Source organism: Nocardia grenadensis NBRC 108939, from assembly GCF_001613445.1.
In the GTDB taxonomy this organism is placed as follows: domain Bacteria; phylum Actinomycetota; class Actinomycetes; order Mycobacteriales; family Mycobacteriaceae; genus Nocardia; species Nocardia grenadensis.
The window spans coordinates 60,561-86,862 of record NZ_BDCJ01000011.1 but is presented as its reverse complement, the minus strand read 5'-3'; the positions used below and the strand labels follow the sequence as shown (position 1 = coordinate 86,862).

Here is a 26,302-nt window from a genome sequence, read left to right as displayed (position 1 = left end):
GTGGCGCAGTGCTTCGATTCGGGCCGTTCGGCCACATGATGGTTTCAGCGGGTTCGGGCCCGGCATCGAACAATCGGCGAGTAGGGCGAAGCGCTTCGCGGGACGGGCCATTCGGCCAGGCCGGCCTCCCACTGCTGCGCAACCGCGTGCTTCTCACCGCCGCACAACAATGACGCTGCCGTCGCCTGGCGCGGTCATCATCACGGAAGTGTCCAGATCCCATGGTTCACCGAGTCTGTCGGCCCCTTTCATAGACGCGCATCTGTTCGGCCATCCGTTCGAGCTCGGCCGTAGATGCGGCAGAGGCGCTGTTGAGCCCGCTGTACGCGGCGGTCGAGCTCCGCAAGAAGCGCCGCAGTACGACGGTGAGCAGCCCTTCCGGCAGGATCGTCAACGCGACGAACCCGCGGGGGACCGGCGGAGTCGGCATGGCGGCCAGGTGTTGCCTTATACGGCGGATCATGCCGCGGACCGCGTCCGGATCATCGGCGAGTGCGATCGGCCCGCCCGCCGCGTGTACCGCTTGCTCGAGTGGCACCGCGAAAGCGGCGTGGGTCTTGAGCCAGGCATCCATCCGCGGCTCGGCCTCGGCATTGATCCCGGCGGTACCGAGCGCCCGCAGGATCCGTTCCAGTCGCGGCGTGGTCCGGCCGTCGGGTTCGCCGATCGGCATGGGGACCAGGCGGGTCATGAGATCGGTCGCACGATAGCGGACCACGTCGTGGTCCATCGTGCCGGCGGCGGGGAAGCCTCCGAGCAGCACCCGCTCGTACCCGATCACCGCGCCCAGTGGCTCCGCGCCGGCCGCCCAGTTGAGCAGGAACAGCACGTCGCCCTCGACACCGGCGAGTGACTCCAGCACCGTGTCCACCTGATGGGTGCGGACGGTGACGGCGATCAGGTCGTACTTGTCGGCCGGGTGCTCGACCACCGGAACCGGTACTCGCCTGACGTGGGGGCTGTTTCCCTCCGCGAGCTGCATGCCGTGCCGACGTAATGCGGCAAGGCGCTCACCCCGGGCCAGGAGCGAGACCTCATGTCCGGCTTCGTGCATCCGGGTGGCGAGCAGACTGCCGAGAACCCCGGCACCGTACACGAGCAGCTTCATGACAACTCTCTCTCATACGTTCGTTTCAGTCATACGTTCGTTTTATTCGAACATATGTATAGTACGCACATATGGCGTCACCGGACACCCGCACCCAGATCCTCGACGCGGCCGAACGAATCTTCGCCGAGCGCGGTTTCCACGGCACCTCCATCCGCGCGATCACCGACCTCGCCGGCGCGAACTTGGCTGCCGTCGGGTACCACTTCGGTTCGAAGGCCGAACTCCTGGCCCAGGTCGTTCGCCGCGTGATCGAGCCCATCAACGCCGCGCAGTGCGCCGAGCTCGACCGACTGCTCGCCCGGTCCCCGGACCCGACGGTCACCGAACTGGTGGAGGCGTTTGTGGGGCCGCTGTTCGACGAGGGGCCGGTCGGCGACGAGGGCGGCGCCCGCACGTCCCGGCTGATCGTGATGATCTTCGGCGACCCGGCCGAGGAAATGCGCACCTGGACCGGCCCCTCCCAGGAGAAGGTCGGTAATCGCTACCTGGCGGCCTTCGGACGCGCACTGCCCGGCCTTTCCTCCGAGGAGCTGTGGTTCCGGATGCGGGGCATCCTCGCTGTGACGGCCGTGGACCGCGTCGAGCTCTACAACCGGCGCCCCCCGGTCTGCCAGTCCCCAGCGGCCGGCGAGGCGACCCGGCGTTGGGCGATCACGTTCCTGTCGGCAGCGATGAGTGCGCCACCCACCGGGACCTGACGACTCGGCAAGGCGGTCACGAAGTGCCTCTCGGCCGACACTCGCGGGTTCTACGATCCGCGCGGCGCAGTGCGAATACCGCTCTCCGATGCACATCGAATATGGGCCGGGCATGTCAACTCGAATCGCCTCGGAAGTAGGTCCACGTCGCCGAGTAGGAGTCGAACCAGCCGAGATCGCCTATGTGGGTAGTCGTAGAAGTCGTCGGGTCGATCAGCGGGGCCCACAGCTCGAAGCGTGGACGATCAGGATCAGTACGCGCGGTACGCGACAGGGGTGCTCGGCCCAGGCGCCGCCCGATAGCAGATGCCGGTTGCCCAGAACTGAACGAGAACAAGGTCGTTCGGGAAAATGGGCTGATGGATCGCCGATGTGATATCGAGGACGCGGCTGATGGGAAGTGCGCGGCCGGCTCGGTTCACCGCTTATCATCCGCTCTCGGGCCGGTGTGGGAGGTGTTGCACCGGCGTCTGTCCGAGGGGCGCCCGGTGCATCGGATCAAGGTGGGCCCGTTGACCGATACGCAGCGCAGCGCGGTCGCCGATCTGCTCGGAGACGCTCGGTTGCCCGGCGAGTACTGGTCGATCGGTCTTTCGCGCCTGGACGAGGTGTTGTTCGACAGGGTCGGATGTGATGGGCGGGCCGTCGTCGAACAGTTGCTCGGCCCGCTCGCCGACCGTTCGGCCGAGCGGAGCGCGGCGGCCGCGGAGCGGGCGGCGCTGTGGGAGTGGCTTGCCCGGCACGAGGTGGTCCGCGCGCAGCCGGCGCTGGCAGCATGGGCCACGGCCGTGCGGGGGGCCGGCCTGGTAGGCGGATCGGTCGAGCGGACCAGGCGGGAATTGGAACGTGCGCTGCGCGTCTTGCGCGCGGTGCCCGCCGCCGGATTGCCGCTACCGGTATTCGCCGAATCGACGGTCCGTGATCCGCACGCGCTCGACGAAGGCAGCCGGCTGCATACGATGGTCGTCCGCGCGCTGACGATTCTGTACGACCGGGAGCGCCCCGCCGGCGCCGCCGCGCTTCGTGACCTGTGGGCATGTGCGGGTATCACCGACGACGAACTGTCCTCCACGGTGCTACTGGCCGGTGCCCCACTGCGCGGTAAATCCGGGACTGTCCCCGATATCCTGCGTATCTGCGCCGATACCGGTGTGGCGGCCGTCCTGACACTGCAGCAGTTGCGGCTCACCCGGCGGTGGCCGGCGGCGGCCGAGCGGGTGTACGTGGTGGAGAACCCGAGCATTCTGGCAATGGCGTCCAGCAGGCTCGCGATGACCAGGAAACCCTGGAGAGTCTGGCGTCGCAGGCCGCCGAGGAAGCCCGCAACGCCGCACACCGGGCCGGAATGACCAGCGTGTACGGGGAGTTGACGCAGCGAGCGGACGCCGAAGGCGCGCGACCGTTCTTGCGCGGTGCGGTGCGCAGCCGGACCGAAGCGCTCGACACGGTCGCGAGCATGCTGCGGGCGCGCGAGTCGGCGGTACGGGAGCGAGATGCCGCCGAATCGGCTCTGGAAGCAGGACGCGCCCGGTCCGCTGCCGCGGCCGAGCACGTGGCCACGGCGGTCCAGGAGCGCGAACGCGAACTCGCGGTATTGCGCGACCGCATCAGGGAATGGACGCAGACCTGCCGGGCGCTGGTGATCGAGGACCCCGAAACCCTGGCTGCGCTGGCCGAACACGAATCAGAGCTGGTCGAGGTGGTGAACCGGGCGGCGAGGTCGCGACTGCAGGAGCTGACCAGAAAATCGTCGACGTGCGAGCAGCGAATCGCGGCGGTGGGTGCCGAGCGCGCCGCGGCTGTCACCGAACGCGAGCGTCTGGCCGGCGAACACGATATCGAACCGGCCGCACCCGATTGGCGGACCACCGACCGGAACCGGATGCACGGCGCTCCGCTGTGGCGATTGGTCGACTTCCGTCCGGAGATCGCCGCGGCGACCGGCGCTCGGATCGAGGCGGCACTGGAAGCCGCCGGCCTCCTGGACGCCTGGGTGAGTACGGGCGGCGCGGTGAACGGACACGACGTCCTCGCCGACCCCACCGCGCTTGCGCCGGTGGCCGATGCGAACCTGGCCGATGCGCTGGTCGCGGTGCCCGACGCCGGGGTGCGGCCGGAATCCGTGCACAGGCTGCTGGCAGCCATTGCCTACGGCGAACGGGTACCGGCCGACGCGGTGGCCGGTGTGGGCGCGGACGGGAGCTGGCGGTTGGGGAACCTGACCGGCACCGCCGGCAAGGAACATCCCACCTATATCGGCGCTGCCACCCGGCAGCGATTCCGGCAACGCCGGATCGGGGAGCTCACCGGCGAGATCGCCGAATACGATGCGGTGATCGAGACCGCGCGCGAGCGGCTGCGCCAGTTGTCCGCGCAGCAGGAGCTGCTCGAATCCGAGGTCGGTAATCGTCCCGGCTACGACCGGCTCACCGGGGCCGAGGAGCGGCTGATCCGTGCCGAATCGGATCTGCGGGCGGCCGAAGGCCAGGTACGGGAACGCGTCGAAACCCTGTCCGCCACACAGGCCGCGGTCAAACAGGTCCTGCACTCGCTGGCGGTCCTGGCCTCGGAGACCGGCTTACCCACCGAAACCACCGCGCTCGCGACACTGCGGGACGCGCTGGAGGATTTCGCCGGACAGGCCGCGGCCTGGCTCGACGCCGGGCGGCAGGCCGATTCCGCGCGGAACCTGACTGCCGCGCGAGCCGATCAGGCGCAACGTTCGGCCGCGCAGGCCGCCCGGGACGCCGAGACCGCGGCACGAGCCGAGGCCGAATATCGCGTCTCGGCCGCGGAATGCGAGGGCGTCGAGCAGTCGGTGGGTCGCGAATACCGCGAGGTACTGGCCGAGATCAGTAGGTTGGGCACGCAGATCGGCCAGTACAGCGACAGTATCGAGCGTCATCGGCAGCGGCTCGTCGAGCTCGCCGGTGAACTCGGCGGTCTCGCCGAGCAGCGCCAGAGCACGGCCGCCGCGGTCGAGGCCGCGACCGGGCTCCGTGATCAGCACGCCCGGCGCTTCCGCCACCTCGCCGGTGGTGGTTTGCCCGCGGACAGCGACTTGCCCGACCCGGCCGCGTTCCGGGAAACACTCGCCGCCTCCGACGGCGTCCGTGCCGCCCTCGACGCCGCCCGGTCGGTCGCGGCGGCCTGGCCCACGACCCCCTACGCACCCGCCAATCTGAGCGAGGCCGCCCGCCGCCTCAATGATTCGGTACACGAATGCCGCACCGCGCTCGGCGGCCGCGCCGACCTCGACCTGGAGACCGACGAGGACGTCCAAGTGTTCGCCGCTGTCGTCGACGGGGTCCGCGTGGGCAGTAGTGAACTGCTGCGCATCCTCACCGCCGAGGCGGCGGAGAGCAAGAAGGAGATCACCGACCAGGAGCGTCTGCTGTTCGACCGGACATTGACCGGCGACACCCGCCGGCACCTCGCCGCACGGATCCGCCAGGCCAACGAACTCGTCGACGCGATGAACACCCGTCTCCGGCAGGTCCGCACTTCGTCGAATATTGCCGTGCAGCTGGTGTGGCAGGTGGGTAAAGACCTCCCACCAGGGACCAAGGCCGCCCGCGACCTCCTGCTGAAGGACCCGGCCGGCCTCGGCCACTCCGACCGCGAATCACTGCACCGTTTCCTGCGCGAGCGCATCGAGGAAGCCAAAGCCGACGGTACGGCGACCAGCTGGGAACAGCAGCTCGGCCAGGTCTTCGACTACACCGCCTGGCATCGCTTCGTGGTGAAGATCGACCGTGGCAAAGGTGACGGATTCCAGGAACTGACCAAGAAACTGCACGGTGCGCTCTCGGGTGGCGAGAAAGCGATCGCGCTGCATCTTCCGCTGTTCGCGGCCGTGGCCGCGCATTACCAGGCCGCACCGCGAGCTCCTCGGGTGATCCTGCTGGACGAGGTGTTCGTCGGTGTCGACACGGCCAACCGCGGCCAGATCTTCGCCCTGCTGTCGGCACTGGACCTGGATCTGGTCCTCACCTCCGACCACGAATGGTGCATATACGAGGAACTCAGCGGTATCGCGATCCACCAGATCGTCGGTGGGGACGACGACGATGCGGTGACCACGGCGCGGTTCACCTGGAACGGCCGGGAACTGACCCCCGATCTGCCGCCCGGCGCACCCGAATAGTGACCGGTAATAGGTGATCGGCCACGGCACAAACCGACACGACGACTACGGTGCTCGGTCGCACTGCTCGTATCCTCAGGCAAATCAATGAGCGCGTTGTTCCTGCTTTGCAGCAGATTCTGACAGCGAAGTCGGCAGAGATCGTACGGCCGGTCCCGCCGGTGCGAAGCTCAGCGGATCGAGCCGCGTGGCACGATCCGGTGCTGACGCAGGCCGGGGTATGCGGCAGAGATCAGTTCGAAGTGCTTGTCGTAGTGCAGGACCGTGGCGCCGTAGTGGACCGCGGTTGCCGCGATGAGGATATCGGTGGTCTGTGCGGAGCGCCCCTGGCCCGCGGCCCACAGCCGCTGCCGGATGGAGCGGACTATCGGGTCGACGGCCGGATCCATCGGCAGGTAGCGGAACACCTCGGTGTAGATGTGCAGGACCTGCTGGAGTTCGTCGGGGTTGCGGGCGCTGAACGCCGCTTCATCGGTGGTGACGGCGCAGGAGCAGATCACTGCCGCGGAGTCGTTGAGTCGGTCGAACGCCTCGCGGACCGATACGTGACGCTGGATGCGGGAGACAGCGCTGTGATCGGCCAGATACAGGGCGCGAACTGCGGGGGTCACCGTGGTGGCTGCTGAGTGCTTTCCCGGGCGATCTCGTGCTCCGATAGAAACGGTTCATTATCGGCGAACCAGGCGATGGCGTCATGCTGCTGTTGCTGGCGGACGAGCAGTCGCAGGGCGGTGCGTACGGTCTCTGTCTTCGTCGCTCCGCCGGTGATCTTCCGGGCTTGCTCCATCAGTTCGTCCGGAATGTCGATCAGTGTTTTGGTCATAGCTCTCCAATCGGATATATGAATTACTTCTCCAGGATATCCAAGCGGGTCGGGTGGGTCCAGGCGCGCTGCAGCGGGGTGCCACCGTCGCCCACCGCGGGGTGGTTCGGGAGGACTTGCTGCCACATGGGGCTCCTTGTCGGCCCCATCGGACCATGCTCAGAGTCCTCCAGGGAAGCGGAGAAACCTCGAATTGCAGAGCTGGTGGCGGGATCGGCGCCGGCTGCCCGAAGGTGAGATCCGGTTGTGGCCGGAAGTAGTAGAGGCGCGCGCTCGGGTGGTGTTTCACGGGCATGGACTCGCTGGGCCCGGCGGTCTCCTACTATGGCTATCTCTTGCTGAGAACGCCCATAACCAGCGTAATGTCGATTTTACTTGCTTTTGAGCTGATGTTGCGCAATATTTCTTGCATGAATCCGGCCCCGCTGATGAGGGCGGGACCGGATCTGTGATTTCAGTGCGACCCAGTGCCCAGAAAGGCCTGACATGACCGCAACCTCAACCTCGGGTGAGCCGGTGACTCACGACGCCGGGAGCGACCCGCGCCGGCACGGCGCAAAACGCGTGATCACCGCATCGATGGCCGGGACATTCGTCGAGTGGTACGACTACGCCGTCTACGGGTACTTCGCGACCTACATAGCTCTCGCCTTCTTCTCCGCCGACGATTCCTCTGCCGCGCTGCTGGAAACCTTCGCCGTTTTCGGTATCGCGTTCGCCGCGCGTCCGGTCGGCGGCGCATTCGCGGGACATTTCGGCGATCGTGTCGGCCGCAAACGCACCCTGACGATTCTGGTGCTCACCACGTCCGTCGCCACGGCCGCGATCGGCTTGATCCCCAGCTATGACAGCATCGGTGTCTGGGCGCCGGTTGTCCTGGTGCTGGCGCGTCTGGCCCAGGGGTTGGCAGCCAGCGGCGAATACGCCGGCGCAGGTGCGATGGTGACCGAATACGCGCCGGCCAAGTGGCGGGGCGCACTCGGTGCCACCATCGAACTCGCGACGCTGGTCGGCTTTCTCGCGGGATCGCTGACCGCGACGGTCCTCGAATTCACTATCGGTTCCGAGGCGATCGCGAACGGCGCGTGGCGTGTTCCGTTCCTGGCGGCGTTGCCGCTGGGCATCGTCGGCCTGTACATCCGGATGAAGCTCGACGACAGCCCCGCGTTCCGTGCGCTTCAGGACTCGGGCGAGGTCGCGAAGGCGCCGGTTGCCGAGTTGTTCCGGGACCGACGGTACTCGCGCCAAGTGCTGCGGATCATGGGAATCGGGGCCAGTGGATTCGTGGCGTACTACACGATCTTGACCTTCTATCCCGCCTATGTCGGGAGTGCGGGCCTGCTGCCGAAATCCGAGGCATCGCTGTGCACCACCATCACCCTTGCCTGGATGATTCTCATTCAGGTACCGGCAGGTGCATTGTCGGATGTGGTGGGGCGCCGGCGCGTGATGATGGCGGCCCAGGCGCTGTTCATCGTGACCGCGGTGCCGCTCTTCCTGCTCATGATGCAGGGCGGTCTGGCGGCTGTTCTCACCGCGCAGCTGGCGCTGGGCACTGTCCTCGCTCTCGTTCTCGGCGCGCAGACGGCCGCCTACCAGGAACTCTTCCCCACCCGCGTGCGGGTCTCCGGGGTATCGGTCGGGCAGGGCATCACCGCGGCGATCTTCGGCGGAACCGCCAGCTATCTGGGGCTATGGCTCACGAGCCAGTTCGGCACCCCGATCGCCGCGGTGATCTACATGTGCGCGATAGCGGGGATCTCGCTGCTCACATGGGCGGTCAGCGGCGAAACCGCCCGGAAATCATTGGAAAGCAAGTAGGAAGCGAGGGAACACCCGTGTCTACAGAGACCGGATCTGTCACTACCCATCCGTTGCGCGTCGGCGTCGATGCCGGTGGCACATTCACCGATATCTGCGCCATCGACGCGGTGACCGGCGAACTGTTCACCCATAAACTCTCCAGCACCCCCGCTGACCCATCGCAGGCGGTCGTCGACGGCGTCGCCGAACTCCTCGAGTCCCTGGCCGGTTCGTCCTGGGCCGATCAAGTGGAGTTCTTCGCCCACGGAAGTACGGTCGCCACCAATGCCCTGCTCGAGAGGAAGGGTGCGCGCACGGCGCTCGTCACGACCGAGGGCTTCCGGGATCTGCTCGAGATCGCACGGCAGCGCCGGCCGAGCCTCTATGACAACAGAGCGGCCAAACCCGAGCCGCTCGTGCAGCGTCGCCATCGCTTCGAAGTCGCCGAGCGGCTCGACTACCACGGCAACGCCCTCCGAGAGCTGGACGAGTCGGAAGTCCGCGCCGTGGTGCGCGAGCTCGCCGGCCGGGATCTCGAAGCCGTCGCCGTCTGTTTCCTCTACAGCTACGTCAACCCGAAGAACGAGAAGGTGGTGACCGATGCCCTGGCGGAGTTGGCGCCGCACCTGTTCGTGAGCGCCTCACACGAGGTCGTCCCGGAGTTCCGTGAGTACGAGCGAATGTCGACAACGGTGCTCAACAGTTACGTCGGACCGGTGGTCAGCAAGTATCTGAGCAAGCTGCGTGACAAAGTCCGCGCCCTCGGCGTGCCCGCCGATGTGCACATCACCCAGAGCAACGGCGGCATCATCTCGCTGGACACCGCACGCAGTCAGCCGGCCCGCATGATGCTGTCGGGCCCCAGCACGGGGCTCGTCGCGGCCACCCATATCGGCACCTTGATCGACGAGCCGAACATGATCACCTTCGATATGGGGGGAACATCTACCGATGCCGCCCTGATCCACCAGGGCCGGGTGACGCTGGCCCAGGACAGCGACGTGGACGGCTACCCCCTCCGGACACCCATGCTGGATATCACCACAGTAGGGGCCGGGGGCGGATCGATCGCCTGGGTCGACAGCGGTGGCGCGCTGAAGGTCGGACCGCGCAGTGTGGGTGCGGACCCGGGACCGGCCTGCTACGGCCGCCAAGCCGAGTTCGCGTCGGTTACCGATGCCAATGTCGTCCTCCAGACGCAGAACCCCCGGCACCTGCTCGGCGGCAGACTGCCCATCGATGCCGAGGCATCCCATGCGGCCGTCGGCCGGCTGGCCGAACAGCTGGGACTCGGTACCGAGTATGTCGCCGACGGGATCATCCGAGTTGTCACCGCGAATATGGCGAAGGCGATCCGGGTCATCTCGGTGCAGCGTGGTCACGACCCCCGGGACTACGCCCTCACCGCATTCGGCGGGGCCGGCCCGCTGCACGCGGCGCGCCTGGCCCGGGAACTGTCGATCCCGAAGATCATCGTGCCCCCGGCTCCAGGCGTGATGTGCGCCTACGGGTTGATGGTGACCGACCTCCGTACCGATCTGTCACTGACCAAGATCGTCGATGTCGCCCGCGAGAACCTCGGCGATATCCAGGCGGCAGTCGCGTATCTCGCTGCCGAGGCCGAGGGCTGGTTCCGCGCGGAGAAGATCAGCGATCCGGATCGGGAACTTCGCCTCACCGTCGATATGCGCTACTTCGGGCAGAACTACGAACTCGCCGTCGAACTGGACAGCACAACAGTCGATGCCGACGCGATCAACGCACTGATCGGCAAGTTCGAGGCCGCGCACAAGGCGCTGTACGGATACACCGTCCCCGACGCAAAGATCCAGGCGGTCACCTTCCGTTCCTCGGCAGTCGGGAAAGTGGTCCAGGCGAAAACCGCGCGCACCGACCAGAGCGCATCGGATCCCGAACCTGCCCGCGCCGAGTCCCGGCAGGTTTACTTCGGTGCCGAGTACGGCCGGATCGACACCCCCGTCTACGACCGTGGTCGCCTGACCGCGGGAACGCACATCGAAGGTCCATCGATCATCGAACAGATGGACTCGACGACCGTTGTCCTGCCAGGTCAGCAGGCCACGATCGATGCCTACGCCAATATCGTCATCGAGGAGTTGCAGTGACCACCGCGTCATCCGCCCAGCTGGACCCGATCACACTGGAGGTGATCGGCAGCGCCCTTCAGTCCATTGTCGAGGAAATGGGCGAAACCCTTATCCGAGCGGCATATTCGACCAATATCAAAGAACGCCGCGATTGCTCGACCGCGCTCTTCGACGCCGAAGGCAACATCATCGTGCAGGCCGCGCATGTACCCGTGCACCTGTCGTCGCTTATGGGTGTGGTCGGTGAGGTCATGTCCAGGTATCCGCTGTCCGCGCTCTCGGACGGCGATGTGTTCATCGGCAACGACCCCTACACCGGAGGCGGCAGCCATCTCCCGGATATCGTCGTCGTCTCACCGGTTTTCGTCGAGAACACACTGATCGGCTGGTCCGCCAACACCGGACACCACGCCGATTTCGTCGACCGCGGCACCAAACACATATTCCAGGAGGGGCTGCGGATCCCGCCGGTCCGGCTCTACATCGGTGGGGAAATCCAATCGGATGTGTGGGATCTGATTCTGCTCAACTGCCAGGTTCCCGAAGAGCGGCTCAACGACGCCCGGGCGCAGGTCGCAGCCAATCGTGTCGGCATCACCCGGCTGCGCGAGCTCTGTGCGCGCTACAGCGCCGAGCTGTTCGCTGCCGCTGGTGCCGAGCTCCAGGACTACGCCGAACGCCAGACCCGAGCCGGTATCGCGCAACTGCCCGACGGTACCTACCGTTTCACCGACACCTTCGACTGCGACGAATTCGAGGGCGAACTCGATATGGTGGTCGAGGTGACCGTCGACGGCGACGAGATCTCGTTCGACTTCACCGGAAACCCCGGCCAGCTGCCGTGCAGCGTCAACATGATCTACACCGCGTTGCTCGCCACGGTATATTTCTCGGTCAAGACGATCGTCGATCCCACGATTCTCCCGAATTCGGGCATGTACCGCCCCATTCATGTCGAGGCCCCGCGCGCGAGCATCGTCAACAGCGAGAGCCCAGCGGCGGTGAACCAACGCTGCCAAACGGCGCAGCGGGTGGTCGATCTCATCTACGGGGCCTTGGCGCAGGCAGTGCCCGCGCAGGTCACCGCGGCGTCCAACGGAGCAAACTCGTCGATCTCGCTCAGCGGCGTCGATCCGCGGACCGGGAAGTACTACGTGTACCAGGAAACCCTCGGCGGCGGGTTCGGTGCCGCCCATGATCGCGACGGACTCGACGGCGTACAGGTGTATATGACCAACACGAGTAACCTGCCCATCGAATCGCTCGAGCAGGAGTACCCGCTGTTCGTGGAGCGATACGAACTGGTCGGCGACTCGGGCGGCGTCGGGAAGTATCGGGGCGGGCTGGCGATCCGCCGGGTTCTGCGACCGATCGATCACGAGGCTGTTCTCAAGGTGACGACAACCCGCAGGACGTCGCGACCCTGGGGGCTGGCCGATGGCGGAGCGGGTGCTCCGTCGGTCACCGTGGTGGCGGAGGGAGCCGTCACACCCGCGATGGGCATCTGCGAACTGACCTCCGGTATGCCGATCGATATGGTCACCCCCGGTGCCGGCGGCTACGGCTCCCCGGCCGACAGGGACCGCGCCGCGATCATCGACGATGTGCTGGAGGGCAAGGTGAGCCGCGCCGCCGCGCTGGCCGAGTACGGCGTCGACGAGGAAGTTCTCGAGATGGCGGTGCAGGCATGATTGCGTTCGATCACGTCACCGCGTTCGTCGAAGACCGGCACCAGACCGCACGACATCTGCGCAAGAGAGGATTTCATGCGGTCGAAGGTGGACGGCATCAAGGCTTCGGCAGTGCCAACGATCTGTGCTACTTCGATCTCTTCTACCTCGAACTGCTGGAAATTCTCGACAAGCGGGAGGCTACGGTCAGTGGTTCCGAAGTGTGCCGCTACGCAGTCGAATTCCTCGCATCGGGCGAAGGCTTGGCCACATTGGCACTGGAGACCGACGACCTGGACGGCATCACACACCGGCTGAGGGAACGCGGATTCGATGTCGCTGATCCGATCGATATGCAGCGGGTGCACGACAACGGTTTCGTCTCTCGTTCCCGGATCATCTACCCGCGATCGGGTCAGTTGCCGATTCGCCCGCCGATCGTCATCGAGCGCTCTTCGCCGCCCGCCGAACGGCGGCGCACACTGACCGATGGCGGTGTGATCGGGCAGCACCGCCTCGGCGCGATCGATATCGAATTCGTCGGTGTCGCCGTCGCCGACGCCCTTTCGGCGGCACAGGCGCTGGGACAGGCATACGGGGTACCGGCCGACAGCGAAGCGCACGTCGACCGCCGCATCGATGCGCAATGTGCCGATGTTCATTTCGACCGGGCACGACTGCGTTTCTGCCAACCGATTTCGGACGCCGGTGCCGCGGCGATCCGGCTGCGGAGTCGCGGCCCCGGACCGTTTTCGATCGGGGCCCGTGTCTCCGACGAGGTTCGCCGGGAGTTGAATGCGGACGCGGACGGTCATGTCGACGCGGCGGTCACCGGATTCGATTGGTATCTGTCATGACCGTGATCGGAAGCACCAGCCCTGATTCTGTGGTCGCGGAGAATCGGCGACGCGCGTTGGAGATCGTCGGCACCATCCCGTACGGGTTGTTCATCGACGGCGAGTTCGTCGTGCCGCAATCCCCGGCGAGCATTCCCGTTGTCGATCCCGCATCGGGCAGCGTCATCGCCGAGGTGGCAGAAGCTCGTCGCGCGGATGTCGACGCAGCGGTGAGTGCGGCACAGCGAGCCTTCACCGGTCCGTGGTCGACGCTGCGCCCCTCGGAACGGGCCGGACTGCTGTGGCGGCTCGCCGAGGGCATCAGCCGGATGGCGGAAGAATTCGCCCTGATGGAGACTCTCGACAACGGAAAGCCGCTGGAACTGGCACGCGGAGATATCGCCGCCACGGTCGAGGTGTTCCGGTACTACGCGGGCTGGGCGGACAAGATCGACGGGCGCTCGGTCACCCCGGCGACACTCCAGGGCTGGCAAGGCCAGACCCGCAGGCAGCCGCTCGGAGTGGTCGGCCAGATCATTCCCTGGAACTTCCCACTCAATATGGCCTCGTGGAAGCTCGCGCCCGCGCTCGCCACCGGCAACACCGTGGTGCTCAAACCCTCCGAACTCACGCCCCTGACGGCGCTGATGCTCGGCCGGCTGATCAGCGACTGCGGGTTCCCACCCGGGGTGGTCAATATCGTCCCCGGCTTCGGGAACACCGCCGGAGCTGCGCTCGCCGGGCACCCCGACGTCGCCAAGGTCGCCTTCACCGGTTCGGTCGAGACCGGCCGCGCGGTCGCGCATATGGCGTTGGGAACGTTGAAACGGGTCAGCCTCGAGCTGGGCGGTAAATCGCCGACGATCGTGCTACCCGACGCCGACGTGGAAGCGGCCGCGGCCGGTGTCTGCCGGGCGATCTTCACCAATCAGGGAGAAGTGTGCACCGCCGGTTCGCGGGCGTATATCCATGAGGCGCTGTACGACCGGGTCCTGTCCGAGGTATCCGCGATCGCCCACGCCATGGTGATCGGTAACGGACTCGACCCCGCCGTGGACCTGGGACCACTGGTCAGTGCGCAACAGCGTGACCGAGTAGCGGCTTTCGTCGAACGTGCGCGGGCCGGAGGTGCCACGATAGACCAGGTGCCCGTGCCCGAGGACGTCGACGGATACTACTATCCACCGACCATTGTCTCGAATGTGCAGGCCGACGCGGAGATCGCCACCAGTGAGGTCTTCGGCCCCGTCCTCGTAGTCCACCGTTATACAGACGACGACGGTATCGTCGCCCTGGCCAACGACAGTGAATTCGGCCTGGCAGCAGGTATCTGGGGACGTGACCTGGCTGCTGTGCTCAGCATCGCCGAGCGACTTCAAGCCGGAAGTGTATGGGTCAACGGCTATCATGCGGTGGATCCGGCGCTCCCTTTCGGTGGATGGAAATCCTCCGGCTGGGGACGGGAGCTGGGCCCCGATGCGCTCGAGCTGTACACCGAGACCAAATCGATCAACATTTTCGTGGGTTGATGGGAGCGCTGAACGCCCTGAGTGGTTGCTGCCCTTTCCCCGCCGGACGTGAGGAAGGGGCAGCACCACGGGCCGCCGAGATCCTGGTGAAGGAGAATATCGAGGTTGCCGGCGCGCCGTTCTCGTGCGGATCCGCCACCCGCGCGACGGTCCGCGGCACGCGGGATGCAGAGTGCGTAACCGCGCTGCGGCGCGCCGGTTTTCATATCGCCGGCATCACCCGGTGCGACGAGTTCGCCTACGGATGCACCGGGGAGGCAAATGCGTACGGCCCGTGCCGGAATCCGCACGATCTCGAGCGCATCACCGGCGGATCGAGCAGTGGTTCCGCCGCTGCCGTGGCCGCCGGTCTCGCCCGGTACGCCCTCGGTACCGACACCGGCGGGTCGGTCCGTATTCCTGCGGCGCTGTGCGGGGTGTACGGGTTCAAACCGGCGTTCGGGTCCGTCGGCATCCGCGGTGTCTTTCCTCTTTCGCCCTCGCTGGACCATGTCGGCATAATCGCCGATTCGCTGGCAGCGCTGGTCGCGGTGTGGCGAGCACTTTCCGGCGGGCCCGCGGTGGACCCCCGCCGGCCGGCACCGCGTCTTGGTCTTGCGGATGCGCCGGAGGTCTATGTCCTGTCCCAGGAAGTGGACAGAGTATGGCGTCAGGTGGTGCACGACCTGGAATTGACACGGCGGGCGCCGCTGACCGGGTTGCGGGACGCGCATATCCACGGGCCGGTCGTTCAGGGGTTCGAAGCGCACCGCATTCACGCCGGCACCCTGCGCGAGCGGCCCGAAGGCCTGCAACCGGCAGTTCGGGAAAGACTGGAACAGGCCGCGTCGATCTCCCGTCCGGACTACGAGTCGGCGCGCAGCAGCATGCTGGAGTGCCGCTTGCGCGCCGCAGACGGCCTGGGCGATGTGGACGTCGTCTTACTTCCCACAGTTGCGGTGGTCGCCCCGCTGCTCGGCACCGAGTCCGTCGTTCTCGGCGGTGAGCGGGTGTCCGTGCGCGAGACGCTGCTCCGGAACACCCGGCCGGCCAACTTCTCCGGACTTCCCGCGCTGACGCTTCCTTTACCGCAGGAGCCCCCGGCCTGCCTGTCGGGCTACAACTGATCGGGCGCGACAACGAGGCGGTCCTGCGAGCCGGACTCCTGGTACTCTCGGCGCTCGGTATCAGTCCGAGTAGAAGGTGCGTGCACGCCCCCAATGCGCCTCGAGCTCCGCGAGCTTTGTCCGAGACAACTCCGGCCGAGCCACACTGCAAGCAGTGACCAGAGCGTTGACCAGCGAGGTGACCGATGTGGTCGACTGAAAGAACTCTGTCCGGGTGGTGGCCACGATCAACGCGAGCTGCGATCTGGTCGCGGTGGGGCTGAGTACGTCGTCGGTGATGGCGATCGAACTCATCCCGACTTCGCTCGCGAGTTCTATCGCTCGCAGGGTCGACTGGTTGTATCGGCGCAACGAAATGCTCACCAGAACGTCGCGCTCGTCACAGTTGTGGAGGTCGATCACCGAATCCGTTCCGGCGCCACCCAGGACGAAGGCGTCGATACCGATCATGCTCAGTCCGGACCGGAGCAGATGGGCGGACGGAAAGGCCATCAGGTGCCCCACCACATGGACGCGTCGTGCGTTGACGAGCCGGGTGACCGCCGCATCGAACTGTTCGTCGTCGATGATGCCGCCGGTCTGCAGGAGCGCCTCCACGTCCTGTGTGAGGTAAGCACTGAGCATCGAATCACTCGGCGCCGAATCCAGGGTCGACGCGAATCGGCTCACAGTTGTCACCTCGCTCCGCAGCGAGGCCTGCAGCAGTCGGCGCAACTCGGGATAACCTGAATAGCCGAGGCTTTTCGCAAAACGCACAACTGTTGCTTCACTGGTGCCCACGGCCCGCGCCAACTCCGCCGCCGTCAGCAGACCGGCAGCATTCTGCGGATCCAGAATGTATTCCGCGAGACGTCGGTGCGCTTTGGAGAGCGATGTAGCGGCGTCCCGAATCCGGCTTTCCAAGCTCGTCGTGTTCATAACAGGCCCCCGATTGGTTTCTTGCATTGGATGCAAGAAATCATACACATGTGGAATGGCTTCCATCGCCGGGACAGTCAGGAAACAGCAACTGCGGCGGCGATGATGATGCCCGACCCGCCCGGAGTCGCTCTGGTGGAGGTCGGCGCAGCATTTACATCACTGATGTCGACCAGTCGACATCAGTGATGTAATATGCCCGCTATGCGCACTACGATCCGACTCGACAGCGATGTGGCGGCTGCTGCGGAGCGGCTCCGGCGTGAGCGCGGAATCGGGCTCGGGGAAGCGATCAACGAGCTGGTACGCGCCGGAATCCACCAGGGGCCGGCGGCTCCGCGTCGCCCGTTCCGCCAGCGCACACGCGCCATGGCCACGCGGGTGGACCTGTCCCGGAACTCGGAGGTCTTCGACCTGCTCGACGAGCAATACCCCGGTCGGTCGTGATCCTCGACGTCAACGTGCTGCTGTACGCAGTCGACGAGGGCAGCCCTCATCACGAGGTGGCGCATTCCTGGCTCGAAGACGCAATGAACGGTGACGTACGGGTCGGATTCCCCTGGCACAGCCTGGTCGGTTTCGTGCGAATCGCGACGCACCCGAAAATCTTCACCGCGCCGATGACCGGCCGCGAGGCGTGGAGTTATGTCGACGAATGGCTCGACCACGATATGGCATGGGTCCCGTTGCCGACGGATCGGCACCGCCGGGTCCTGGGCCGGCTGGTCGATGACCATTACGCAACGGGAAACCTGGTGCCCGACGCGCATCTCGCGGCGCTGGCCGTCGAGCACGGTGTGGCGGTGTGCTCCTTCGACACCGACTTTGCTCGCTTTCCCGAGGTGAAGTGGATCAATCCACTCCGTCGGTGAACACTTCGGTGTTCACCCCCGTGGCCGTCGGCCTACCGCCGATACCTGCGAGAACGACGTGGGAGTATCCCATCTCCTTCGAGCGGTGCATCGTCATCACCTGCACATGGCCGGGCACTATCGTCAGCCGTTGAGAAAAATGGGCACCCGCCCCGGTTGGGCACGCTGAACCCGGGTGCCATCATCGCCGCATTACCTGAGAATCATGGGGCGTCGATGTCCAGGGAAGCAGCGGTCGGCAGGAACGGTCTCCGACTGCTGGGCGTGGCAGCCACGTCCCCGCACTTTGCGGAGGTCGGCGCACTCCGGTCCGCCCCGCGGATCTCGGCTGCCACCAGCCATGCCGTATACAGGTCCGCGCCGACCAGTTTCACCTCGGTCAAGACCGCCTCGCTCAGCTCCGCGCCGAGCAGGTCCAGACTGTACAGATCGGCTCCGGTGAAACCCAGTCCTGCTCCGCTGAGCAGCGTCGAAGACCTGCTCTCGCGCCTGGCGTCGGCGAGCAAGGTTGACAGGTAGTCGGTCAGGGCCTGGTGAGCTCGTTCCGAATTGGCTTTCGAGTGCTGCATCAGCTCTGTGGTCGGCTCACGTTGAGCCTGACGAGACCCCCTCTGGATCGCCGAGATAGGCGTATCCCTCCAGAGGTTGAGGGAACCTCACCCGGCCGCCGCGACAGTATCCAGCAGGTTGGTGCTGGTCTTGGCGGTGTTGTGGTTGCGCAGCGGGATCCAGGCGTGCTGCGCTTGTCTTCCTGTCGCGGCCCGCGACCGGCACCAGCAGCGCGTCGGTCTCCTGGGTGGTGCGTGCCGAAATCGAATCGGTCACCGAGGTCCCGGCTCCGGGACCAGCGCCGGGGTGTGCGCGTACTTGTCCAGCCCGGCCTAGATTCGGGTCGTTGCCGCCAATTCATCAGAGGATCTGGCGCAGAAACTGCCGGGTCCTGGGGTTCTGGGGGTTATCGAAGAACTGGTCCGGGTCGGCGTCTTCGACGATCTTTCCGTCGCTCATGAAAACGATTCGGTCGGCCGCTGCCTTGGCGAAGCCCATTTCATGACTGACCACGACCATGGTCATACCCTCGTCCCGCAGGCGGACCATCACATCGAGTACTTCTTTGACCATTTCGGGGTCGAGCGCCGATGTCGGCTCGTCGAACAGCATGACCTTCGGTTTCATGGCGAGAGCCCGGGCGATGGCGACGCGTTGCTGCTGTCCTCCCGAAAGCTGCGAAGGATAGTTGTCGCCCTTGTCGCCCAGCCCGACCAATTCGAGCAATTCCCGGGCTTGCCGGCGCGCGCGATCCTTCGGCGTGCCCAGGACATGACGTGGCCCCGACGCGATATTGTCCAGCGCCGTCATCATGGGGAACAGGTTGAAGCTCTGGAACACCATCCCGGTGTGCTGCCGCTGTTTCGCGAGCTGCGTTTCCGGAAGAGGCCGCCGCCGATCGTCGTCGGTGAATCCGATCATCTCGCCACAGACGCGCACTGTGCCCGATTCGACCGTCTCGAGGCAGTTCAACGTGCGGAGAAGAGTGCTCTTTCCGCTTCCTGAAGGACCCAGTAGCAGGACCACTTCTCCTTTGCTCACGGAGAAGTCGATCCCGTCGAGCACGACCAGATCGTTGTATGCCTTGGTCATGTTCCGGACTTCGACCATCATCGGAGTTTTCTCCGCGATATCGGTCATCGGTTCACCGCCTCTGCCTCCACGGTGCTCTCGTCCAGGATTTTCGGGTCCGGGGCGCCCTTACGTTTGTAGTTGCGGTCATAACCCCGCCCGGCTCGAGCCTCGAGCATCCGTTGGATCACACCCCACAGGGTGGTCAGGACCAGGAAGTACAACGCTGCCGCACAGAGGCCTTCCAGTACCCGGAAATTGACCTGGACCAGGAACTGTGTTCGCCGGAGAAGCTCCTGAACGGAGATCACCGAGACGAGTGTTGTGGTTTTGAGGAGCCCGTTGAAGCTGTTTCCGAGCGGTGGGATCATCACGCGAAGTGCCTGGGGGAGGACAACCACGCGGAAAACCTTCGCGGGCGACATCCCGAGCGCTCGCGCGGCCTCGGTCTGACCGGCGGGCACGGACATGAGACCCGACCGCACGATCTCGGAGAGGTAGGCCGCTTCGTTGAGCACCAAGCCGAGCAGTGCCGCTTGGATAACGCCGAGCTTGATGCCGACCTGCGGCAACCCGGTGTAGATGATGACGAGCTGAACCAGCAGGGGAGTGCCCCGCATCAACCAGACATAGAACCCGGAGACCGCGCGCAGCGGCAGCAGCCGCGACGACCGTGCGGCGGCGACCACGACCGCGAGAACAAGGCCGAGGACCATGCTCACGACCGTCAGCCAGATCGTGACCCACGCGCCCTCGAGCAATTGCCGGCTCGTCAGGATGGAAAAGAATGCGTCCCAGGACCACATGGGGATGCCTTTCGGATAGAGCTGAGGATCAGCTGTCGAGCGGACCCTTACGCACGGCGATATCACCGTCGTAGCCGGTGACGCCGTACTGACCGAACAGGTCCGGGAGATAACCGTCCGTGCGCATCTCGGTGAGTACGCGGGCCACCTCGGTGGCCGCCTTGCTGCCCTTGGCGAAGCCCAGGGCCAGCGGCGCTTCGTTGATGCCGCCCACGGCGGTCTCGAACCGGCCGTCCCTCTGGTAGAAGGAGGTAACCGACTCCACGATCGAGGCTCCGTCGATCTGGCCGGCGGACAATGCCTGATAGGCGTCGGCGTTCGTCTTGAAGGTCTGCACGTTCAGCGCCGGCTTGCCTTTCGCGGTGAACTGCGCGGCGAGCTCGGTCAGCGTGTCGAACTCGTATCCGGGTGCTTCGACGCCGATCGTTTTGCCTGCCAGATCATCGACACTGGAGATCGACTCCGGATTGCCCGACGGCACCGATATGGACACCGCCTGCTTTTCGTAGGGCACGAGATCGATGGTTTCGGCACGTCCCGGTGTGTAGAACATCCCGGTATCGATCATGTCCCAGCGGCCGCCCTGCACACCGGGTATCTGCGCGTCGAACTCGATGTTGACGAACTTCGGCGCGAGGCACAGGCGCTTCGCGATCTCCTTGCCGAGGTCGATCCGCATACCGGCGACCTCGCCGTCGGCATCCACGTATTGCATGGGCGGGAGGGTCGCGTTGGTCGCCATGGTCAGCGTGCCCTCCTCCGCGAGGTCGGCGGCACCGAGCGTCGGCGAGCAATCCGCCGGGGCGGCGGCCTCCTCGGTCGAGCCGCATCCGGTGACGGCGGCCGCGGTGACAACCGCTACCGCGAATCCGATGATCTTGCGCATTGACGAGCCTTTCGAGATGAACTGCACCGCAGCCGAGGTCGGGGAAATATCGAAATCGATTCGCCCATTACTGTGGGATCGATTGCATTGAGAGTGGCAAAACCCGCGGGTGCCGTCAATATGGTTAACGGGTCCGGCACCGAAGTAATCAATTGTTAACGAGACGGCGGATCGGACGATGAATTCGGGTGGGCTCCGGCGCGGGCCCGGCACGATTCGCGTTCGATCAGGCGCGCGCCGATCCGATACGTCCGGCCGTCCGGTTCGGCGGCGTCGTTGATCTGCTGGAAGAGCAGATCCATCGCGACATTCGCCAGTTGAGCGGCACCATTGTCCACGACGGTGATCGCCGGTTTCCACATCGCCAGCCACGGCATGTCCTCATGGCAAACCAGAGACAACTCGTCCGGCAGGGAAACCCCGCGCCCCGACAGGGTGGGCAGGATCCCGAACACCGCCTCGTGATTGGCGGCGTACAACGCGGTCATCGGCGCGGGGCCGTCGAGTAGGGAGTCCACCGCCGCCGCGCCGAACTCCGTGGTGAAGGGCCCTTTGCGGACGAGGTCGTCGTCGACCTCGATTCCGGCATCGGCCAGCGCCAACCGGTAACCCTCGAACCGCTCCAGGCCGGAGGTCGCGTCCGCGGTGCCACCGATGTAGCCGATCCGGCGGTGTCCCAGTGCCAGCAGGTGCGCGGTGGCGTCCCGGGCGCCGTCGAGATCATCGGCGAGCACGGTGGGGGCCTTGCTCCCCGGTACGGACCTGATGAGGTTGACCACCGCGCGACCGTGTGACAGCAACGTGTTCGACGCGGCGGCGCTGCGGCCGCTGCCGATGACGATCGTGCCGTCCACCGCATGCTCGCCGAGCATCGCGAGCACATCGTTCTCCCGGCCGGGATCCGCGTCGGTGATGCACAGGATCACCTGGAACCCGCCGGCCGAAGCTCTTTTCTGCACCACTTCCGCGACCGTGTGAAAGGTCGCGTTCAGGAGGTTGTTCATCACCAGGCCGATCAGGTGCGATCGGTTCGACCGAAGCGCGCTCGCGGCACGGTTCGGCCGGTATCCGAGCGTGCGGGCGGCGGTTTCCACCGCAGCCCGGGTCTCGGCCGAGATCAGGTTGGATCCACTCAACGCGCGTGACGCGGTACTGCGCGATACGCCCGCGGCGATCGCGACATCGATCAAAGTGACCGCCATCGACTCCTCTTGTCTCCATTCCGTTTCCCGGCATCCGATATTCGACACCGCCGCGGTTACCGTCATGTTTCCGGCTTGACGGCGGAGGTCGTGTGACGGCAGTGTATGCAATCGATCCCATGGTGGTGGGCAAAACGACCATCTCCGGTGGATATTCCGCTCGAAAGGTATGAGCATATGAATCGCGATGATGTCTCGTGGTCCGGATACTGGCCCGCGGCCCCCACACCGTTCACCGCGTCGGGTGAGCTCGACACGGAGGCGCTCGCGGCGCTGATGGACCTGTACGCCGGAATGGGGGTGAGCGGGGTACTCGTCAACGGCAGCACGGGTGAGTGGTTCAGCCAGACGGGCGAGGAGCGCCGGACCGTGGCGGAGGTGGCGGTCGAAGCAGTAGCCGGTCGCTTCCCTGTCGTAATCGGGATCAGCGCGTACACCGCCCGGCAATCCTCGGCGTTGGCGGTGCACGCCGCCTCGGCCGGTGCCGACGGTGTGCTCGCCACACCCCCTCCCTACGTCCACACCTCGCCCGACGAGACGATGCAGTTCTTCACCACCGTCTCCACGGCGACCTCGTTGCCGTTCATGGTCTACAACTGGCCGCGCGGGGTATCCGTCGATATGGGCACCAGTCCGGGGTTGTTCTCCCGGCTGGCCGATCTCGACAACGTGGTCGCGATCAAGGACAGCACCGGCAACTGGCTGTCCATGCTGGACACGGTGGAAGCGGTGGCCGGGCGGGTTCGGGTATTCGGCAGCTTCCTGCACCGGCGCGGACTCGCCGCGCTGCTCGGGCTGGGTGGTGACGGCAATATCGACGGCGGTGGCGTCGGCGCACCGTTCGCGGTGCCGTTCTACCGCGCGGTGGCGGCCGGTGACGCGGAATCCGCGCGCGCCTGGGCCGACCGATACCGCGCGTTCTCCGGGCGGCTGATCAACGGCGACTACAGCGGTGTGTTCGCCTCGCCCATACCGCAGCTGAAAGCGGTGATGAACCTGCTGGGCCAGCCGGGCGGCGCGGTGCGTGAACCCCTGCTGCCGGTTACGGACGCGTCGACTCTCGCGGCACTGCGCAACATCATCGACGAATCCGGTATCGCCGAGGCGTCGGCCCGTACTCTGGGAGCCGGGAATGCATACTGAGGCCGATGTAGTCGTCATCGGTGCCGGAATAGTCGGGGCCGCCACCGCATTGGCGTTCACTCGGGCCCGCTCCCGGGTCGTGGTGCTGGACCGCACGACACCGAACACGGCAGGTTCGGGCACCACCGCGGGAAACCTGCACATCCAGACCATCCACGCCCGCCGCCCCGGCCAGGGCCCGGCCGTCGACGTCGAACGTCTCCTCCCGCTGCAGAAGGCCACCAGTGGGTTGTGGGACTCGCTCGCCGCCTCCGTGCCCGATCTCGGTCTCGTTCGCTGCGGCGGATACATGGTCGCCGAGACCGAGGATCAAGTGCGCCGACTGCACACCAAGCACCAGTGGGAACGCGCCGCCGGGATCCCGACAGAGGTACTGACCGGAGCCGAAGCGCGTCGCGCCCTGCCGCTCCTGGGCCCGACGATCGAAGGTGCCACCTGGTGCGCCTGGGACGGCTTCGCCGAACCCGATATGGCGGGCCCGGCGTTGCTGCGCCGGGCGGTCGCCGAAGGCGCGGGCCTGCATACGGGCACGCCGGTCACGTCGCTGCATCGAGCGAACGGTATATGGGAGGTCGGCACGCCTGCCGGGAGCTGGCACACACCTGTCGTGATCGATGCGGCTGGCCCATGGATGGCCGATATCGCCGCGCTGGCCGGAGTCGGACTGCAGCTCACGCCCATGTCACTGCAGATGCATTCCCTGGCCGCCGCCCCGAAGACGCTCGAGGTGCTGGTCCAGCATGTCGGCGAAGGTATGTCGATCAAACAGGATCGCCGTGATCGGCTCGTCCTCGGCGGCGGCTGGCCGGCGGGCCCGTTCCACACCGTCGATCCCGCGCCGGTCCTGGAGCACAGCACCACCGGCAATATCGCCCAGGTGGCCCGGTTGCTACCGGACCTGTCCGGTGGGCAACTTCTCGAGGTATGGACCGGGCCTGTTGTCACCACACCCGACGAAATGCCGGTCATCGGCGAAGTCGAGGGCGCACCCGGATTTTTCGTCGCCGGCGGTACCTACTCGTTCACCTTCGCACCCCTGTGGGCAGAGCTGCTCACGGCACTGGCCCTGGGGGGAGAGACCGGTCCGGACGTATCGGCCTTCTCGCCCGCCCGCCTTCTCCGGCTCTCGACGCAGTAAAGGAAATCTCATGGATCGGGTCACAATGTTCGTCAACGGGCAGGCGATGTCCGGCGGCACTCTCAACGACGCGTTGACCGGCGCGCGCTTTCTCGGCAAGGTCGATACGGCCCCGAAGTACCGATTCTACTCTGTCCGCGACGAATTCCCGGGTCTGCATCCCGTCGGCTCCGGTGGCGCCGTGGTACCGGGTGAACTGTACGAGGTCGACTACGACCTGCTGCGCGAGAAACTACTGCCCCGGGAGCCGGCCGAACTCGAACTCGGCGTGATCGAACTCGCGGACGGGAGCGGGTCGCTGGCCATGCGGATGCGAGAGAGCGCACTCGGCGCGCCCGGTGTCACCGATATCAGTGACCGCGGCGGATGGCTGGCATATCTGGAGGACAAATGAGGAAAGTCGTGCGCGGCGGCACGGTGGTGGAATCGAACTGGTCCGCACCGGCCGACCTCGTGATCGAGGACGGCAAGGTCGTGGCGGTGGTCGCACCCGGTACGCCGGCCGGCGAATCCGCCGAGGTCATCGATGCCACCGGTAAACTCGTCCTGCCCGGCGGAGTGGATCCGCACTGCCACGTCGGCTTCACCTCCGGCGAATTCACCTCGCTGGATTCCTATCTCGAATGTACGACCGCGGCAGTCTTCGGTGGTACCACGACAATCATCGACTTCGCCATTCCCCGTCCGGGCCAGCGGCCGCTCGACGCCGCGGAGACACAGCGCGCCAAGGCGGTGGAGGGACTGTGTGATTCGGCGCTGCACGCCTGTGTCGTCGAATGGGACGAGACAACGGCAGGGCAACTGGCGGTCATGGCCGATGCCGGTATCCGCACGGTGAAGATGTTCACCACCTATGCCGGCGAGACGATGGCGGACGAACACACGATCCTGAACACGATGCAGGTGACTCGTGATCTCGGCGGGATGGTCGTCATCCACTGCGAATCCGACGCCATCGTCACCGATGCGCAGAACACCGCGGCAGCCGCCGGTGGTGTCGATGCCGCCCATATGTCGCGGACGCGACCGGAACTCGCCGAGACCGCGGCGGTCGCCGCGATACTCGCTATCGCCGAATCACAGGGTGCGCCGGTCTACTTCGTGCATCAATCCAGTGCCGCCGCGGTCGAGCTGGTGGTCGACGCCCGCAAGCGAGGTGTGGTCGCCTTCACCGAGACCGTCGCACACCACCTCACGCTCGACGACACCGAATACGCCGGCGCTGCACCGCAACGTTTCGTCTGCTGTCCGCCGCTGCGATCCGCCGATATCGTCGAGGGCCTCGGTCGGCAGCTGTTCACCGGGAATATCACCACCATCGGGTCCGATCACTGCTGTTACGACACGGCGCAGAAGAATTCGCACCGTCACGATGTCCGGCATATGCCCAATGGACTACCGGGCGTCGAAACCCGGCTCCCGGTCATCTTTTCCCACTATGTCGATGGGGCGGGGCTGTCGCCGAGCAGGTTCGTCGAGCTGACCGCGACGAATCCCGCGCGGACCAACGGCCTCTACCCCCGGAAGGGTTCGCTCATGCCGGGCGCCGATGCGGATATCGCGATCTGGGATCCCGGACTCGAGTGGACGGTCACCATCGGCGAGCTGCATATGGCCACCGACTACACCCCGTACGAGGGGCGGCGTCTTCGCGGCAAACCCGTCACTGTCCTGGTCGGGGGTCGCGTCGTGGTCGAGAACGGGCAGCTGGTCGACGCTACACCCCGCGGCCGGCACCTGCGGGCGGACCCGTTGGACTTCAGCGGCGCATTCCACATGTGAGCGGCCCTGTCCGGCCACCGAAGGTCGGCGTTCGTCGCGGGAATCGGTGATCGCGGCCTCGTCGCGACGCAGACCAGTTATTTCGTCGCCGGGCAACGCGCTTC

At 65.9% G+C, this 26,302-nt stretch carries 24 protein-coding genes; 15 read left to right on the top strand and 9 right to left on the bottom strand.

The window, feature by feature from the left end:
* Positions 1-226: 226 nt before the first annotated feature.
* Positions 227-1,108, bottom strand: a complete 882-nt coding sequence (locus NGR01S_RS13875) for a ketopantoate reductase family protein (RefSeq protein ID WP_063036751.1) — start codon at positions 1,106-1,108, stop codon at positions 227-229.
* Between the two features lie 71 nt (positions 1,109-1,179).
* Here NGR01S_RS13875 and NGR01S_RS13870 point away from each other — a divergent pair, with 71 nt between their 5' ends.
* The 3 genes from NGR01S_RS13870 (at position 1,180) to NGR01S_RS13860 (ending at position 5,956) form a co-directional block, all read left to right on the top strand.
* The gene (locus tag NGR01S_RS13870) at positions 1,180-1,809 is read left to right on the top strand and encodes a TetR/AcrR family transcriptional regulator (RefSeq protein WP_063036749.1); all 630 of its coding nucleotides are present in this window, start codon (positions 1,180-1,182) and stop codon (positions 1,807-1,809) included.
* A gap of 182 nt (positions 1,810-1,991) precedes the next feature.
* On the top strand, positions 1,992-3,158 hold the full coding sequence (locus NGR01S_RS13865; protein ID WP_084480903.1) for a TIGR02679 domain-containing protein: 1,167 nt from the start codon (positions 1,992-1,994) through the stop codon (positions 3,156-3,158).
* Complete coding sequence (locus NGR01S_RS13860; RefSeq protein WP_063036745.1) at positions 3,155-5,956, top strand: TIGR02680 family protein; 2,802 nt, start codon at positions 3,155-3,157, stop codon at positions 5,954-5,956. Before NGR01S_RS13865 ends, NGR01S_RS13860 begins: the two co-directional genes overlap by 4 nt.
* Positions 5,957-6,126: 170 nt before the next feature.
* Here NGR01S_RS13860 and NGR01S_RS13855 read toward each other — a convergent pair whose 3' ends face one another.
* Entirely contained in the window at positions 6,127-6,567 is a 441-nt protein-coding gene (locus NGR01S_RS13855) for a PIN domain-containing protein (RefSeq protein ID WP_063036743.1), read from the bottom strand.
* Positions 6,564-6,779, bottom strand: coding sequence for a type II toxin-antitoxin system VapB family antitoxin (locus tag NGR01S_RS13850; protein WP_063036741.1), 216 nt, complete (start codon positions 6,777-6,779; stop codon positions 6,564-6,566). The genes NGR01S_RS13855 and NGR01S_RS13850 overlap by 4 nt, the downstream gene beginning before the upstream one ends.
* Before the next feature lie 486 nt (positions 6,780-7,265).
* On the opposite strand from NGR01S_RS13850, the gene NGR01S_RS13845 reads away from it, so the two are divergent.
* The 6 genes from NGR01S_RS13845 to NGR01S_RS13820 are packed head-to-tail and all read left to right on the top strand — an operon-like array spanning position 7,266 to position 15,831.
* Positions 7,266-8,600 carry an MFS transporter gene (locus NGR01S_RS13845; protein ID WP_084480895.1) on the top strand — a complete coding sequence of 445 codons (1,335 nt, stop codon included), beginning with the start codon at positions 7,266-7,268 and terminating at the stop codon, positions 8,598-8,600.
* 17 nt (positions 8,601-8,617) lie between these two features.
* Entirely contained in the window at positions 8,618-10,708 is a 2,091-nt protein-coding gene (locus NGR01S_RS13840) for a hydantoinase/oxoprolinase family protein (protein WP_218020766.1), read from the top strand.
* Entirely contained in the window at positions 10,705-12,381 is a 1,677-nt protein-coding gene (locus NGR01S_RS13835; RefSeq protein ID WP_063036735.1) for a hydantoinase B/oxoprolinase family protein, read from the top strand. The genes NGR01S_RS13840 and NGR01S_RS13835 overlap by 4 nt, the downstream gene beginning before the upstream one ends.
* On the top strand, positions 12,378-13,217 hold the full coding sequence (locus NGR01S_RS13830; RefSeq protein ID WP_063036733.1) for a VOC family protein: 840 nt from the start codon (positions 12,378-12,380) through the stop codon (positions 13,215-13,217). The genes NGR01S_RS13835 and NGR01S_RS13830 overlap by 4 nt, the downstream gene beginning before the upstream one ends.
* Positions 13,214-14,725: an aldehyde dehydrogenase family protein gene (locus NGR01S_RS13825; RefSeq protein WP_084480889.1), complete on the top strand. Its 1,512-nt coding sequence runs from the start codon at positions 13,214-13,216 to the stop codon at positions 14,723-14,725. The genes NGR01S_RS13830 and NGR01S_RS13825 overlap by 4 nt, the downstream gene beginning before the upstream one ends.
* On the top strand, positions 14,725-15,831 hold the full coding sequence (locus tag NGR01S_RS13820) for an amidase (protein ID WP_063036731.1): 1,107 nt from the start codon (positions 14,725-14,727) through the stop codon (positions 15,829-15,831). Before NGR01S_RS13825 ends, NGR01S_RS13820 begins: the two co-directional genes overlap by 1 nt.
* Before the next feature lie 60 nt (positions 15,832-15,891).
* Here the strand turns inward: NGR01S_RS13820 and NGR01S_RS13815 are convergent, their stop codons facing one another.
* Positions 15,892-16,815 carry a MurR/RpiR family transcriptional regulator gene (locus tag NGR01S_RS13815; protein WP_084480883.1) on the bottom strand — a complete coding sequence of 308 codons (924 nt, stop codon included), beginning with the start codon at positions 16,813-16,815 and terminating at the stop codon, positions 15,892-15,894.
* 138 nt (positions 16,816-16,953) lie between these two features.
* Here NGR01S_RS13815 and NGR01S_RS13810 point away from each other — a divergent pair, with 138 nt between their 5' ends.
* Positions 16,954-17,196 (top strand): ribbon-helix-helix protein, CopG family, encoded by a 243-nt coding sequence (locus tag NGR01S_RS13810; RefSeq protein ID WP_063036727.1) that lies wholly within the window; start codon positions 16,954-16,956, stop codon positions 17,194-17,196.
* The gene (locus NGR01S_RS13805) at positions 17,193-17,621 is read left to right on the top strand and encodes a type II toxin-antitoxin system VapC family toxin (RefSeq protein WP_063036725.1); all 429 of its coding nucleotides are present in this window, start codon (positions 17,193-17,195) and stop codon (positions 17,619-17,621) included. The genes NGR01S_RS13810 and NGR01S_RS13805 overlap by 4 nt, the downstream gene beginning before the upstream one ends.
* Before the next feature lie 203 nt (positions 17,622-17,824).
* Here NGR01S_RS13805 and NGR01S_RS13800 read toward each other — a convergent pair whose 3' ends face one another.
* The 5 genes from NGR01S_RS13800 to NGR01S_RS13780 form a co-directional block, all read right to left on the bottom strand.
* Entirely contained in the window at positions 17,825-18,190 is a 366-nt protein-coding gene (locus tag NGR01S_RS13800) for a pentapeptide repeat-containing protein (protein ID WP_063036723.1), read from the bottom strand.
* A gap of 340 nt (positions 18,191-18,530) precedes the next feature.
* Positions 18,531-19,280 carry an amino acid ABC transporter ATP-binding protein gene (locus NGR01S_RS13795; protein WP_063036918.1) on the bottom strand — a complete coding sequence of 250 codons (750 nt, stop codon included), beginning with the start codon at positions 19,278-19,280 and terminating at the stop codon, positions 18,531-18,533.
* Between the two features lie 26 nt (positions 19,281-19,306).
* Positions 19,307-20,047, bottom strand: coding sequence for an amino acid ABC transporter permease (locus NGR01S_RS13790; protein WP_063036722.1), 741 nt, complete (start codon positions 20,045-20,047; stop codon positions 19,307-19,309).
* 28 nt (positions 20,048-20,075) lie between these two features.
* Entirely contained in the window at positions 20,076-21,146 is a 1,071-nt protein-coding gene (locus NGR01S_RS13785) for an ABC transporter substrate-binding protein (RefSeq protein WP_245664585.1), read from the bottom strand.
* Positions 21,089-22,135 (bottom strand): LacI family DNA-binding transcriptional regulator, encoded by a 1,047-nt coding sequence (locus NGR01S_RS13780; RefSeq protein WP_063036720.1) that lies wholly within the window; start codon positions 22,133-22,135, stop codon positions 21,089-21,091. Before NGR01S_RS13780 ends, NGR01S_RS13785 begins: the two co-directional genes overlap by 58 nt.
* A 177-nt stretch (positions 22,136-22,312) precedes the next feature.
* Between NGR01S_RS13780 and NGR01S_RS13775 the strand changes: the two genes are divergently transcribed.
* From NGR01S_RS13775 to hydA, 4 genes are read left to right on the top strand one after another with little or no spacing between them, the layout of a single operon-like run.
* Entirely contained in the window at positions 22,313-23,278 is a 966-nt protein-coding gene (locus NGR01S_RS13775) for a dihydrodipicolinate synthase family protein (protein WP_063036914.1), read from the top strand.
* On the top strand, positions 23,268-24,416 hold the full coding sequence (locus NGR01S_RS13770) for an NAD(P)/FAD-dependent oxidoreductase (RefSeq protein WP_063036718.1): 1,149 nt from the start codon (positions 23,268-23,270) through the stop codon (positions 24,414-24,416). Before NGR01S_RS13775 ends, NGR01S_RS13770 begins: the two co-directional genes overlap by 11 nt.
* A gap of 10 nt (positions 24,417-24,426) precedes the next feature.
* Positions 24,427-24,810 carry an allophanate hydrolase-related protein gene (locus tag NGR01S_RS13765; protein ID WP_063036716.1) on the top strand — a complete coding sequence of 128 codons (384 nt, stop codon included), beginning with the start codon at positions 24,427-24,429 and terminating at the stop codon, positions 24,808-24,810.
* Complete coding sequence (gene hydA / locus NGR01S_RS13760; protein ID WP_063036714.1) at positions 24,807-26,198, top strand: dihydropyrimidinase; 1,392 nt, start codon at positions 24,807-24,809, stop codon at positions 26,196-26,198. The genes NGR01S_RS13765 and hydA overlap by 4 nt, the downstream gene beginning before the upstream one ends.
* Positions 26,199-26,302 lie beyond the last annotated feature (104 nt).